Genomic DNA, 13,172 nt, shown 5'->3' on the forward strand with positions numbered 1-13,172 from the left:
AAGCACTGTAAATGCTACCTGCAACTAGTAGCGCGTTACCTCTACCATTTTGCAAGCGGTCTTTAGTTTCCATATCAAAGATTATGTCAGCTACAATTTGCTCTAACCTTGATTGTGAGCTTAAAACCTTTTGCATTGTTCCCCATCTCTCTTTTAACTCATTTTTAGCATATTCTGTTAAACCTTTGGTTTTAGCTTCAAACCATTTGTCTATTTTTTCTTTTGAAGTAAGGTTTTTGCTCAATGTTGCGGGCTTCATAACGTAAATCTAATATGACTTTATCCTTTACTGCTTCATTAAATTTGTAGGTGTGAATGTATTTTCCAAAAACTTCTATACTTTTTTGTTTATCTTGTTTAAGTAAAGGCGTTCCTGTAAAACCAATAAATAGTGCATTTGGTAAAATTTTTTTCATCGCTTCGTAGCTTGGCCCGATTGCGTTCTATGACATTTCATCTACAAAAACATAAATGTCCCCTTAGCCTTAAAATTCTCAAATAAATCTGGGTTAATCTCGTTAATGTAGCCATCATAGTCAGCTTCTGTTTTATTGCCAAATTTATGAATTAATGAGCAAAGTAGCCAATCAGCCGTTAAATTTAGTTTTTCCATCAAATCTCTACCTGTTTGTGCGATAAATTTCTTCATCTATTCCTAAAAAATTTTCTCAATTTGTTTATCTAGCTCTTCTCTGTCTGTAATAATTAGCACACGGGCATTTTTAATATTTTCACGAATCCATTTTGTTAACCAAACCATTGTTAAGCTTTTTCCACTGCCTTGAGTGTGCCAGATTATTCCACCTTCCCTTTGTTTAAGGCTCTTTTGACCAAGCTTTTACCCCCAAAATATTGATGTGGACGACAAAGCTTTTTAATACCTCGATCAAAACTAAGTCTATTAATATTTCTAAAATCGTTGTTTATTACAACTTGCTTAAGATGGTTATCTAAAGTCTTTTCGCTACTATCATCATCTTCTTCTTTCCAAGCTAAATAGTTTCTTCCTTTAGTTTCAACCGTACCATAACGCAAACCTTCTGTATCATTACCAGCCATAATCAATTGTATGGTTGAAAAGAATTGTTTAATAAATTTTTCCTCTTGGTTATCAAGGTTTTGTCTTATACCTTCAGACACAGAAACAGTCGTTACGTTTAAGTTCTAGCACGCCTAGCGCAATCCCATTAACATAAAGCACAATATCAGGACGCTTTTCCATAAAACAGATTTGCAGGCAGTCCAATAATGCCTTTAATATAGCCTTTGCGAATAATATTTTGACGGATTTGAGCCTCTACATTACCTCGAAACAGTACACCATGAGGTAAAATAATTGCTCCTTTACCTTTGCTTTTTATCGAGCGAATTAAATGTAGTAAAAAAGCATAATCACCGTTTTTATCTGGTGGTATCCCATCTTCAAAACGCTTATAAATATCTTCTTTAGGATCAAGTCCACTGCCCCAAGCTTTGCTAGAAAATGGCGGATTAGCAACCGCAAAGTCAAAAGTTTTTAAATTCCCATCAACTATAAAAGCAGGTGATGATAGGGTATTAGCTTGTTGAATTTCTGCTGTTTCGTTGTTATGCAAGATCATATTCATTTTAGCAAGCGCAGCAGTTGCATTATCCATCTCTTGACCATAAATAGTAACTCCTTGTTCTGTTTCGTCCGCAGCTTTAATTAACAAAGAGCCGCTACCACAAGTTGGGTCATAAATTGTCTGGGTTTGGACTGCTTTGCTTATTCCAATAACCTTTGCCATCACACGGGAAACTTCTGCTGGGGTGTAGAATTGGCCTTTGCTCTTGCCCGATTCAGTAGCAAAATGTCGCATAAGGTATTCATAGGCATCACCTAAAATATCATCTCCCTCGGCACGGTTGCGGCTAAAGTCAAGACTTGGGTTTTCAAAAATACCAACTAGTTTTGAAAGCCTGTCCTGCATTTCTTTACCTTTGCCAAGCTTATCTTCATTATTAAAATCAGCTACGTCAATAACACCTTTAAGATCATTAGCTTCAGCCAATTTGCTGATAATCTTATTCATTTTGTCGCCAATGTCTTTAGTACCTTTAAGTACAACCATATCCTTAAAGCTACCGCCTTCAGGGATTTCAATTAAAAAATCAGGATCGCTAGTAAATTTATCTGATACATATTTGATAAATAATAGGATTAATACGTAATCTTTATATTGGGAAGCATCCATGCCGCCGCGCGTTCGTCGCAACTTTTCCAGAGCGAGCTATATAATTCACTTTTTTGATAGCCATATTTAGTTTAACAAATGAATTTTAGAGTTGAGTTTTTAGAGAAAACTTTGATAAAACAGGCAAGTATAATCAAGCTATACGAAAATATCTAGTAGCTATAAGCATTTGAGCTACCGCCATAAATAAGAATAGCTGCTTAGTAGCAGCCATTGTTTAGCTATAATAATTAGGGTTAGGTTAGATAAAATTAGATAATTTGCGTAAGCTTAACTTGCTTTAAGCTTTGTTTCTATTTGCTCCACTCTGTCTTCAAGATCATATGATCTACTGCTACATCACCAATATCTTTATTAAATATTGATAGCCGCCTATCAATATTTCTAATTTCTCTCTTAACTAGCTTAAATTCTTCTAGCATTTCTACCCTAAGATTATTTACCTCTGTTTTGATCATTTCAGTAAACTTAACTTCTTGTTGAGCTAAAGCTTGTTCAAATTTAATTTCTTGTTGAGCTAGGGCATCTTTTAATGTTTGTTCAAATTCTGCTTTTTGTTGAGTTAAAGCATCTCTAAGTATTTCAGCAAAAGCATTTAGCAAATTAGCATTGGTTTGTTTAGATTGTGCATCTACTTTAGTTTCAACAGTTTCTAAACGATTATCCATAGATTTTATTTTAGCTACCATTTTATTTAGGGTTTGGGTTTCGGTTTCGTCTTCTTCTGGTAATAGTGCATCATTTTCGTTACTCATAAAATCTCCTTGGTTTTTATTTTTTAGCTAATACGTTCTTCTTGCAAGTTAGGTTGTTGAGATTCTTGGTAAAAGTCGTCAAGTGCTAAAGCTGCGCGTCTAGCTATCTCAAGGTTAGCATTAAGTTCGCTTTGTACAATTGAAAACTCTTTATTCTCTAGTTTTTGTACTTTTATCTGCTAATTTCTCAATGATCACTTGCTCCTCACAGCCATTGCTTTAACTGTTCTTCAGAGGGTAGTTTTATTAAATATTGAGAAACAAAAGATGTTTGTCTAAGCCTGCCGTAGCATAATGAGCTTCCTCTGCATCTTTTTCAGCACAAAGTATTATTCCTATAGGCGGATTTTCTTCAGGATAAGCCACCTGATCTTTAAGATAGTTTAAGTAGAAGTTCATTTGCCCAGCATCTTGATGGCTAAAGGTTCCTAACTTTAAGTCTATAGCTATCAAACAATGTAACTTGCGATGGTAAAAAAGTAAGTCTAAAAAATAATGTTGTCCAGCTACAGTAATTCGATATTGCCTATCCATAAAGCAAAAATCACGTCCTAATTCATGAAGAAACTCTTGAAGGTGGTCAATTAAGGCTTGCTCAAGCTGTGATTCTGAATAAGCCACTTGTTTTTCTAATCCTATAAATTCCAAAACATAAGGATCCCGTAAAATAGTTTTTGGGCTATCTAATAATTGGCCTTCTTTTTGCCAATGCTATTACAGCATCTTTGTCTTTAGATAGTCCTACTCGCTCATAAAGCATACTGTTCATTTGCCTTTTTTAGCTCACGTAAAGACCACTGACTTTTCATTGATTCTAATTCGTAAAAAGCTCTTTTGAGTGCATCATTATTCGACAAAGTTCTAGTAAGTGTGACCAAGACAAAGAGCTAAAAGTTGTTGATAGTACTTTTCGTTTTGCCAAGGAAGATAAGTATTTTTTTATTTGACGTTTTTCTACAGAAGGAAATTGAAATACTTTTAATATTACCACCAGAAGACATTTCTTCTAGGTTATTGTCTTCTAATAAAGGCAGTGTTTCTAGTAAATTACCAAATAGGTCAGACAGTGTCTGACCTATTCGTGGCAATGGGTATACTAAAGCAACTTCTCTAAAGTATTTTAGGTTCGTAACAGAAAAACCTTTATGGCCGCTTTTAGAAAGATCATCTGACAACTTTTTCAGTAATTGTTCTCCATAAACAGCGCGATCTTCGCCATTTTGTTCATATTCAAAAATATAAGCTCCTACTAACCAGTTTCTTAGCGTTAGCAATTGGTTAACATTTTTAGCTACTGTGCGTTGAGCTATATCATCAATTTGAGATATTTTTTCAACTATAAGGTCATAATTCATAAATAATTTTTTGATGTTAATTAGTTATTCTTCAAATTAATAAAATACATAAATTTAGTTAATAAGTTCTTCTACTAGTTTAGTTCCCTCTGACTGTCGTTGAAACTCATCTAATGCTAATGCTGCGCGTCTAACTGTCTCAAGGTTGGCATTAACATAACGATAAGTTGTAGATGGTTGACTATGGCCTAAAACCCGTCCAACTTCAGAAATAGGAATATGTTTACTTACAAGCCTAGTTGCAGCAGTATGGCGTAAATCGTGAAAACGTACATCTGACAAGCCTGCATCTTTCCTTGCTCCATCAAATGATCTCTTAACATTGTCTGTGATGCCAAAAACCAAAGCATTTTTATCACCAACAGAAGATTGATAAAGTGACCATAGTTCTTTTTCTAAACGTGTTGTCATAGCCACTTGACGAGTTTGCATAGTTTTTGTGTTAAAAGCTTCTACGGTGATAACTTTCTCATCAAAGTCTATATTGCGCCATCTTAGGCTTAAAATTTCACCTTGTCGCATTCCCGTATCAAGCGCACAAATAATTATGGGTTTTAGGTGTGTGCGTCTTCCTACACAAGCATTAAGTAAGCGTGCTTCTTCTTCTCTAGTTAAGATTCTTTCGCATTTTCGCTCATCGGCTTTGCTAATAAGTGACTTTCCTATTGAAAATGGACTACGCAAAATCCAGCCTTCTTGATGGGCAATATTTAACATTCGGCGTAATAGTTCAAGTTCCCGATTAACACTAGCAATTGAGCGTTTAGCACCTGTTTGTTTAGGTGTGTCTAGCCGCTTTAGCTTATAAGTTAGTATATCTGTGTGAGTAATTTCTTTAATTCGTTTGTTGCCAAAGTATTCAATTAATGGTGGCAAAAAAGCTTTAGTATGGACTACTGAGCGCAACCCAGCAACTTTACGACCATCAACATATTTTGCAGGTATTAAGTATTTTTCAGAGTAAAATTTAGCTAAGTCATCAAATATCATTCTATCTTTTAGAATAGCTTGACCACCATGATCAAGTTCATTAACTAGGCGTTTAAGTAATTCGCTAGCTTCTGAGTAGCTTTCTGACAAGACTTTTTGTCATGTTTTTGCCTTGTTCATCAGTAAAAGTTATCCTAACTTGCCATCTATTTTATCTAATTTTTTTAACAGAGCCTTTTACAGGTCGTTCCATAAATCACCTATCTTCTTGTAACTTATTGAATATAAATAAAGTGTTGTATTTGAAAAATTCCACTTTCGATTCCACTTTGAGGTGTTACAGAGCGATATTAGCATAAACATAATGAAACATACAAATACTATTAACTCATTTATTATCAAAGGATTAGTAACATTTTAGAAACTTGGTGAAAAAGGGTGAAACAAGGCGTTTTTGGCTACGAACCAAAAGGTCGCAGGTTCGAATCCTGCCGGGGGCATCAATAGAATCAATGAGTTACAGCCACTAATTAAGTGGCTTTTTTAGTTTATACTTCTATTCATACCACATTTAACAATTAATCAAAAAATGCTTAATTACCTAATAGATTAGTCTGTGGCTTTAGTTACTAAAGTATAGAACAAAAGCTTTTCATTTTACCCAACTTGGAAATATAATCTCAGCTTTACTTGAAAAACAGCCTAATTATTAGCCTTATCACATTCTAATTAAACTTAAGTATCTAGGAGTATAACTTAATGCGAGTACTGGACTTAAAAGCTAGTCATAAGCCTATTAAAACTTATTATGAAGCATTAAAGCAGTTTGAAAAACTAGGTGTAAGTCTTATGAAGGTGCTGTAAAAACAGCTTTTCAAAGTTTATTAGAGGCTTGTGGACAGAAGTTTCACTGGACATTGGTTGCTGAAAAGAAAATCCAAATTTCGCAAACAAAAAAGAATATTTTTGTTGATGGGGCTTTAATTGACGATTTCAACTTAATTTATGGTTATTGGGAAGCAAAAGACAGCCAAGACGACTTAGAAAAAGAAATAAGAAAAAAGTTCTTTCTGTAAAAAATCCTGTGGTTAAGCAGCAATAGAAGGAAGATTCCAAAGAGAATCCCACTCACCATTAAGCTCAACGACCTTTAAAATAGCCAAAGATTTAGAACCAGAAGAACACCAAGACATAGATTTGTCTTTCTGGCGTTTGCCAATAACCTGATCAACGCCCTTTTCCATACGACCAGAGCCAATAGGCTTAGAAGCCTGCTTGCGACGCTCATAGTCAATAATTTCAGCCTTGTGCTTAAGAAGATAAGAAATCAACTCTTCTAATTTTATAGAGTTTCTAGCCTTAACTTCATTGCGAAGATAAAAAATTACTTCACTAATGTGACCTTTCCACAATAAGGGAAAAATAAAATTCAGATGATGGAGTTTTTCTTCTTTATTGCGTCCAATCATAGAAAAAAGCTCATAAACCTTCTTCTCAAGATGATACCAATCTAAGATTATAGTAATTGTTGTGCCAAAAATTAGCTGCAAACTATTACGAATGCTCTTTGCCCCATCTGTTATTGCCACTATAGGTAAGGCAGATCTGCGCCTTGAATACTCAATCATTAGCTCACTTTTTTACTACTTCTTCTAAACTTACTAATTCATTTGCTTTTTATCAGTTCCTGCTATTAGGTAACGATATAAGCCATCTTTTGCTCTAACATTACTATATCTGTATTGACTCTAGTTTTTTGCTCAACTTCTTTGCCATCTCGTTTGGCTTTTTGTTCTTTAACTATAATCCCATCATCAAATATCAACACTTCTTCTGCTTTTGCATCATAAATATTTACTCGTGTTTCTATTTTTGGCATTTTTCCTTTCTTTAATCTTTGAGTAACTATCTGTTGTTGGGCTTGGCTTATCTCTTCTGCTTTTGCTTTTACCATTAACCATATCCCTTGATCGCTTAACAACTTTTTGTCCTGTGTTTCTTTTGATTAATTTTTCTACTTCTTCATAACTCAAGCGATTACTATAATATGCCGCGTATTCTGCCAATCCATCACTTACGTATCCATTCTTGCATTGCCCTGTTATGCTTAAGTAATCTTCTCCGTTATCAAACCTTTGTACCTTGAACTTAAATTTTCCATCGTAGGGTTTTGATTTCTATTTCACTTGTTCCATTTACTTTTAATTCGCTTTTTTTTACTTCTTGCTCTTGTGCCTCTATCATTAACTCTTGTTCTATTTTTGGCAAACTGCTTCTTTTGAATTTTTCCACTGCTGCCTCTATTTCTAACAAACTTCCTTGCCCTACTTCCAACTCATACTCTTGCATTTCCCCCTATTTGCTTGCCTTCTTTATTTTCTAGCATTATTTTCATCTTTGCCATTTTTCATCCTCCTGAGTTTTTTGGTAGTGTCCCTCAATTTACGTGATGAAAATGAATATAGATGCCCTCTTGCAGATGCACAAATAGAGCTTAAAACGGCTTGAAAGCAGCTATTTTGATAATAATATTGGAATTTCTAGTTCCAATATAGAAAGACCGTTGAAAGAAAATCGACTTAAAACCGAAATGTAGTAGAATTTTATGAATTTTAATTAAGGTTATGTAGTTGATAAACAAAGGTTTTTCTGTATGCTTATTTAGTTTAGTTCTAACATATCCAGATTTTGAGTTAAAACTATCACGTAAACTGAGGGACACTACCAAAAATTAGGTGGAGCAGAATTTATTAACGAAACTGCTTTATCTGTTGATCAAGTTGGGAATTGGTGGGAATAAGTTTGGTTAATAACTATCTATTATGTAAAATTTAGTAACTAAAATATTTAGAATTTATCTTCTGTCTCTAACAAATCATCATTTCTGTCGCTTATAAAATCTCCCTAACCTTTAAAGTGCAGTTCATACGCTCTTCTTGCAAGGCAGGTTTGTCCATATTTTAAGTAAAAGGTTATAGTAGTGTTTAACTAGCAATATCTTAAAATTCAAATAAAAATATATGCTTTTATTTAATTCTTCTGCTTTAGCTAAAATAAAGCAATAAAAGGACAACTATGAAAAAATATAATTTTTTACGTATTCTTATTTTAACTCTCTTACTTTTATTTTTAGTTGATTCTGTCCAAATACCAAAGGCACAAAGTAATTTTGAAATTCGTGCAAATTATACAAAAATGGAAACTTCTATCCCTATGCGTGACGGAACTAAGCTATTTACCGCTATTTATTTACCTAAAGAAACTTCTAAAAAATATCCAATAATGCTTCTTCGTACCCCTTATAGTGTCGCTCCTTATGGTACAGATGCTTTTAGAACAAGTCTTGGGCCGAATGAGGTATTTGCAAAAGAAGGTTATATTTTTGTTTATCAAGATGTTCGTGGCAAGTATTTATCCAAGGTGAGTTTATTAATATGCGACCTCATCAGCAGAAAAAAGATTCACCAAATGCAATTGATGAAAGCACGGACACTTATGACACTATAGAATGGTTGCTTAAAAACATACCTAATCACAATGAAAGGGTGGGTATGTGGGGAATATCTTACCCAGGCTTTTATACATCGGCTGGGAGCATTGATTCTCATCCTGCATTAAAGGCGGTTTCGCCCCAAGCACCTATTGGAGATTGGTTTAAGGGAGACGATTTTCATCATAATGGAGTGTTTTTTTTACCACATGCTTTTAATTTTTTGTCTTCATTTGGTTTGCCTAGACCTACTCCTACCACTGAATCACCTAAACGGTTTGAGCATGGAACGCCGGACGGCTATAAATTCTTTCTGGAAATGGGTTCTCTTAAAAATGCCAATGAAAAACACTTAAATAACAAAGTAGCATTCTGGGATGAGGTAATGCAAGATGGAAACTATGATGAATTTTGGCAATCAAGAAATTTGCTTCCAAATTTACGTAATATCAAAGCGGCAGTGATGACGGTAGGGGGTTGGTTTGATGCTGAAAATCTTTATGGAGCATTAAACACTTATAAGTTTATTGAAGAGCAAAACCCTAATATTACTAATACTTTAGTTATGGGGGCCTAGGGTCTATGGTGGTTGGTCGCGTTTTGATGGGGATACTCTAAAACATCTTAATTTTGCATCAAAAACATCTCTTTTTACAGAGAAAACATTGAATTACCTTTTTTTAATTTTTACTTAAAAGATAAAGGTAATGCTAAGTTACCTGAAGCATATGTTTTTGAAACAGGCTCTAATAGCTGGAAAACTTATGAACATTGGCCGCCAAAGAATGTAGAAACTAAATCAGTTTACCTTCAAGCTAACGGTGGACTTTCTTTTGAGCAACCTAAGGAAGTCAAAAATTCTTTTGATGAATATATTAGCGATCCAAACAAACCTGTGCCTTTTATAAATGGTGTATCAATAGGTATGACTCGCGATTATATGGGCGAAGATCAAAGATTTGCTAGTCAACGAACAGACGTTTTAACTTATAAAAGTGAGCCTCTAAATGAAGATATGCATGTGGCTGGGCCGCTTACGGTGACAATGTATGTTTCTACTAGCGGGACGGATTCAGATTGGATAGTTAAGCTTATTGATGTTTATCCAGATAGTAGAACAGATGTTTCGCCTACTGATGCTAGCTTACCTATGGGAGGCTTTCAAATGCTAGTAAGGGGTGAGCCAATGAGGGGAAAATTTCGTGAAAGTTTTTCTTTACCAAAACCTATGACACCAGGGAAAGTAACTAAAATAGAATTTGTTATGCCAGATGTTAACCATGCTTTTCTTAAAGGGCATAGAATAATGGTTCAAGTGCAAAGTAGCTGGTTTCCTTTAACAGACCGTAATCCTCAAAAGTTTGTTGATATTTATAATGCTCAAGAGTCAGATTTTCAAAAAGCTACTCAACGAGTTTATCATTCTAAAGAATTTAGTTCTCATATTAAGTTTAATGCTTTTCTAAAATATCTTAATTTCACAAATAAGTTTTTTGCAAAAATGAAAAAAGTTTTTTTTGCGCTAATCTGGATTTTACTATTGTCAATATGGCAAATAGCTTTTGCTCAGGTAAATCCAATTTTTGAGAATATCAGTAAAAATCAAGGATTATCAGATAATACAGTAAATGCTTTTGCTCAAGATTTAGATGGTTTTTTATGGGTTGCTACAGATAATGGACTTAACAAATATGATGGGTTTAATTTTGAAGTCTACTCTAGCAACTCTAACTCTCTAAATGTTTTATCTGATAATCGTGTTACAAGTGTATATGTGGACGAATATAACCGGGTTTGGGCGGGTACTTATTCAGGAGGAATAAATTTATTTGACCGTGGGACTAAAACATTTACTAGATTTGGTAGTTTAGAACTAACTCCTAGGATAACGTCTTTTGCTTAATAGATAATATTCTTTGGATGGCAAGTTCAATAGGTTTAATAAAATTAAACCTTGATAGCAAAGAAATAACTAGCTTTTCACCTCAAAATAAACATAACCTGCCTACAATACCACTTTTTCTTTAGTGGTAGATAAGCAAAAAAATATGGGTAAATAGTCCTTATGGCCTTTACAAATTTGATACTATTTCAAATGAATTTACAAATTATTTAGATATAGATGCACCAGCAAAAACAGTAATTGCAAAGAGATTTTGATTGCAAACTTCTACTTCATCCTAATGGCAATCTCTTTATTCCAACGCTATTTCAAGGTTTATATGAGCTAAATACTGTAACAGGAGAAATAATTTCACATTATAAGAAAGATGAAAATAATCCTGATGGCTTAAAAACAGATGTTCTATCAGCTTTGTTGTTATATGATGAAGATACTCTTTGGATAGGCACTCGTTTATCTGGAATATATTCTTTAAATCTTAGTACAAAAAAAGTCATTCACTATGAAAATGATCCTAAAAATCCAACAAGTTTAGCTGGAAATGATATTCACAGTTTATATAAAGATCGCTCAAATGTAGTTTGGATTAGTAATGGTATTTATGGAATAAGTAAATATTCCCCTTATAAAAATAAATTTGAGTTATATCAATACAACCGATTCTCAGAAAATAGTTTAAGTAATAACTATATTCGTGGAATTTGGCAAGATAGGGAAGGTATAGTTTGGATTGGCACACAATACGCAGGATTAAACCGACTAGACCGAAAAACAGGAAGCATAAAGGTTTACCGAAAAAAACTTGGTGATCTTAGTTCTCTAGCTTTAGATAGCGTTTGGGCAATTTATGAAGATCGACAAGGAGAGCTTTGGATTGGTACTTATGGCGTTGCTGGAGTGGATTGTTGACAAATTAGAGGAGAATTTTGCTTATTTACAAAAACTAGACCGTAAAACAGGCAAATTTATTACTTTTAATAAAGAAATCTATGGAGTAACAGCTATTTTTGAAAGCCGCGATGGTAGTTTATGGGTAGGGGCTTCAAAATATGAACGAGTGATTTATCATATATCCCCTGATAGAAAACAATTACTCAATATTTATTAAAGTCTCTAATGAAATTGGCCCACCCGGTGAAATCAAGCAATTATAGAAGATAGTTTTGGTAATATTTGGATTGGTACAAGTGATAGATTATTTTGTTATAAACCTAAAACTAACACATATATTATTTATCAATATAACTCACAAAACTTAAATTCACTCCCTAACAATAATGTCTCAACTTTTTATTAGATAGTAAAAAGAATTTTTGGATAACTACCAAAGGTGGTGGAATCTGTAAATTTAACTATGAAACAAATAACTTTACTCGTATTAAACCACAAAAACTAAAGAGCTAAATCCAAATGTTTATGCAATGCTTGAAGATAAAAAAAGGTTATTTTTGGTTAAGGGCACAGATAATGGGATTGCTAAATATAACCCCCCAATAATGAAAGTTTTATTAGATTTGATTTGGATGATGGCCCTTCAAGATAGAGAATTTAACCGTCTTTCTTTCACCAAAACCAAGAAGGAGGAAATCTTTTGGCGGGATCAACGGTCTTAACATCTTTCATCCTGATAATATTAAAACTAATCCTACTGCACCACAAATTTATATAAGCACAGTAAAAATTGCTAGGCACTTGATCAGGAATTAAAAAAAAAGACACCTCAAAGGAAACCTTTACTTCTTAACCTATGACCAAAATAACCTACTTTTTCAATATATTGCACTAGATTTAATTCTCCTCAGATAACGTTTATGCTTATAAATTAGAAGGATTAGATAAAGATTGGACTTTAGCAGAAAAAAACCAAGAAGTCGTTTATAGTAATTTAGCACCCAATGAATATAAATTTTGATAAGCAGCTAATAGCGATGGTGTTTGGAATGAAATTGGCACAGCAATTAAAATTACTATTTATCCTCCTCTATATGGAAGTTGGTGGGCTTTTTTGATTTATGTTTTTAACAGGATTGGTTTTAATTCAATATCCTTGCACTCACTTAAAAATTAAATACAAGCCTAGAAGAAAAAATTAATAACCGTACAAGAGAATTAGCACAAAGTATTGAGTAAATTAAGAGTTTCAGAACAATCTGCTATTGAAGCTAAAATCAAGCTATAGAAGCAAATTATGCTAAAAGTGCGTTTTTAGCTTGATGATCATAAATTCGTACCCCAATGAATGGCATAATTGGTATGACTTCCACTGCTTGCCAACAAAAACTAGTGCTGAACAACAAGATTTTATTGAAACTATTCGTGTAAGCGGTGAATCTCTGCTTACTATAATTAATGATATTTTGGACTTTTCAAATTGAGGTTCAGGGAAAAGCTAGAATTGAACAAAGTATTTTTAATCTTTTGGAAACCGTTGAGCAAGTATTAGCTTTATTAAAACCACAAAGCATTAAAAAAGGTCTAAAGTTAAACTCTATAACTACTGATAATACTATACCTATGTGAGAG

11 protein-coding genes and 6 pseudogenes are annotated in these 13,172 nt (G+C 33.6%); 8 read left to right on the top strand and 9 right to left on the bottom strand.

Annotated elements, in window-relative coordinates:
- The 9 genes and pseudogenes from IPK14_17965 to IPK14_18005 all read right to left on the bottom strand — a co-directional run bounded on the left by IPK14_17965 (position 1) and on the right by IPK14_18005 (position 7,605).
- Positions 1–1,222 (bottom strand): annotated as a pseudogene (locus IPK14_17965) (HsdR family type I site-specific deoxyribonuclease).
- Positions 1,206–2,216, bottom strand: coding sequence for an SAM-dependent DNA methyltransferase (locus tag IPK14_17970; protein MBK7995194.1), 1,011 nt, complete (start codon positions 2,214–2,216; stop codon positions 1,206–1,208). The pseudogene IPK14_17965 and the gene IPK14_17970 overlap by 17 nt, the downstream one beginning before the upstream one ends.
- Before the next feature lie 293 nt (positions 2,217–2,509).
- Positions 2,510–2,971 (bottom strand): hypothetical protein, encoded by a 462-nt coding sequence (locus IPK14_17975; GenBank protein MBK7995195.1) that lies wholly within the window; start codon positions 2,969–2,971, stop codon positions 2,510–2,512.
- Positions 2,972–3,176: 205 nt separating this feature from the next.
- Positions 3,177–3,640: pseudogene (locus tag IPK14_17980) on the bottom strand (DUF1016 domain-containing protein).
- Between the two features lie 218 nt (positions 3,641–3,858).
- The gene (locus tag IPK14_17985) at positions 3,859–4,326 is read right to left on the bottom strand and encodes a hypothetical protein (GenBank protein ID MBK7995196.1); all 468 of its coding nucleotides are present in this window, start codon (positions 4,324–4,326) and stop codon (positions 3,859–3,861) included.
- A 54-nt stretch (positions 4,327–4,380) separates the two neighbouring features.
- Positions 4,381–5,406, bottom strand: a complete 1,026-nt coding sequence (locus IPK14_17990; GenBank protein ID MBK7995197.1) for a site-specific integrase — start codon at positions 5,404–5,406, stop codon at positions 4,381–4,383.
- 938 nt (positions 5,407–6,344) lie between these two features.
- Complete coding sequence (locus tag IPK14_17995; protein MBK7995198.1) at positions 6,345–6,884, bottom strand: hypothetical protein; 540 nt, start codon at positions 6,882–6,884, stop codon at positions 6,345–6,347.
- Positions 6,885–6,949: 65 nt separating this feature from the next.
- Positions 6,950–7,210 carry a hypothetical protein gene (locus tag IPK14_18000; protein ID MBK7995199.1) on the bottom strand — a complete coding sequence of 87 codons (261 nt, stop codon included), beginning with the start codon at positions 7,208–7,210 and terminating at the stop codon, positions 6,950–6,952.
- Positions 7,211–7,404: 194 nt separating this feature from the next.
- Complete coding sequence (locus IPK14_18005; GenBank protein ID MBK7995200.1) at positions 7,405–7,605, bottom strand: hypothetical protein; 201 nt, start codon at positions 7,603–7,605, stop codon at positions 7,405–7,407.
- 726 nt (positions 7,606–8,331) lie between these two features.
- Here IPK14_18005 and IPK14_18010 point away from each other — a divergent pair.
- The 8 genes and pseudogenes from IPK14_18010 to IPK14_18045 all read left to right on the top strand — a co-directional run bounded on the left by IPK14_18010 (position 8,332) and on the right by IPK14_18045 (position 13,024).
- A pseudogene (locus IPK14_18010) lies at positions 8,332–10,184 on the top strand (CocE/NonD family hydrolase).
- A 63-nt stretch (positions 10,185–10,247) separates the two neighbouring features.
- A pseudogene (locus IPK14_18015) lies at positions 10,248–10,424 on the top strand (hypothetical protein).
- Between the two features lie 66 nt (positions 10,425–10,490).
- Positions 10,491–10,649: pseudogene (locus IPK14_18020) on the top strand (hypothetical protein).
- A gap of 240 nt (positions 10,650–10,889) precedes the next feature.
- Positions 10,890–11,558 (top strand): hypothetical protein, encoded by a 669-nt coding sequence (locus IPK14_18025; protein MBK7995201.1) that lies wholly within the window; start codon positions 10,890–10,892, stop codon positions 11,556–11,558.
- Positions 11,533–11,757, top strand: coding sequence for a hypothetical protein (locus IPK14_18030; protein ID MBK7995202.1), 225 nt, complete (start codon positions 11,533–11,535; stop codon positions 11,755–11,757). The genes IPK14_18025 and IPK14_18030 overlap by 26 nt, the downstream gene beginning before the upstream one ends.
- A gap of 39 nt (positions 11,758–11,796) precedes the next feature.
- Entirely contained in the window at positions 11,797–11,946 is a 150-nt protein-coding gene (locus IPK14_18035; protein ID MBK7995203.1) for a hypothetical protein, read from the top strand.
- 498 nt (positions 11,947–12,444) lie between these two features.
- Positions 12,445–12,561 (top strand): annotated as a pseudogene (locus tag IPK14_18040) (hypothetical protein).
- A 301-nt stretch (positions 12,562–12,862) separates the two neighbouring features.
- Positions 12,863–13,024, top strand: coding sequence for a hypothetical protein (locus IPK14_18045; GenBank protein ID MBK7995204.1), 162 nt, complete (start codon positions 12,863–12,865; stop codon positions 13,022–13,024).
- Positions 13,025–13,172 lie beyond the last annotated feature (148 nt).

Source organism: Blastocatellia bacterium, from assembly GCA_016713405.1.
In the GTDB taxonomy this organism is placed as follows: Bacteria; Acidobacteriota; Blastocatellia; order Chloracidobacteriales; family JADJPF01; genus JADJPF01.

Bases quoted from the DNA above. Each gene is read 5' to 3' on its own strand.
- IPK14_18000 (MBK7995199.1), bottom strand. From the start codon at position 7,210: ATGGTAAAAGCAAAAGCAGAAGAGATAAGCCAAGCCCAACAACAGATA.
- IPK14_17995 (MBK7995198.1), bottom strand. From the start codon at position 6,884: ATGATTGAGTATTCAAGGCGCAGATCTGCCTTACCTATAGTGGCAATA.
- IPK14_17975 (MBK7995195.1), bottom strand. From the start codon at position 2,971: ATGAGTAACGAAAATGATGCACTATTACCAGAAGAAGACGAAACCGAA.
- IPK14_17985 (MBK7995196.1), bottom strand. From the start codon at position 4,326: ATGAATTATGACCTTATAGTTGAAAAAATATCTCAAATTGATGATATA.
- IPK14_18045 (MBK7995204.1), top strand. From the start codon at position 12,863: ATGATCATAAATTCGTACCCCAATGAATGGCATAATTGGTATGACTTC.
- IPK14_17970 (MBK7995194.1), bottom strand. From the start codon at position 2,216: ATGGATGCTTCCCAATATAAAGATTACGTATTAATCCTATTATTTATC.
- IPK14_18005 (MBK7995200.1), bottom strand. From the start codon at position 7,605: ATGCAAGAGTATGAGTTGGAAGTAGGGCAAGGAAGTTTGTTAGAAATA.
- IPK14_18030 (MBK7995202.1), top strand. From the start codon at position 11,533: ATGGCGTTGCTGGAGTGGATTGTTGACAAATTAGAGGAGAATTTTGCT.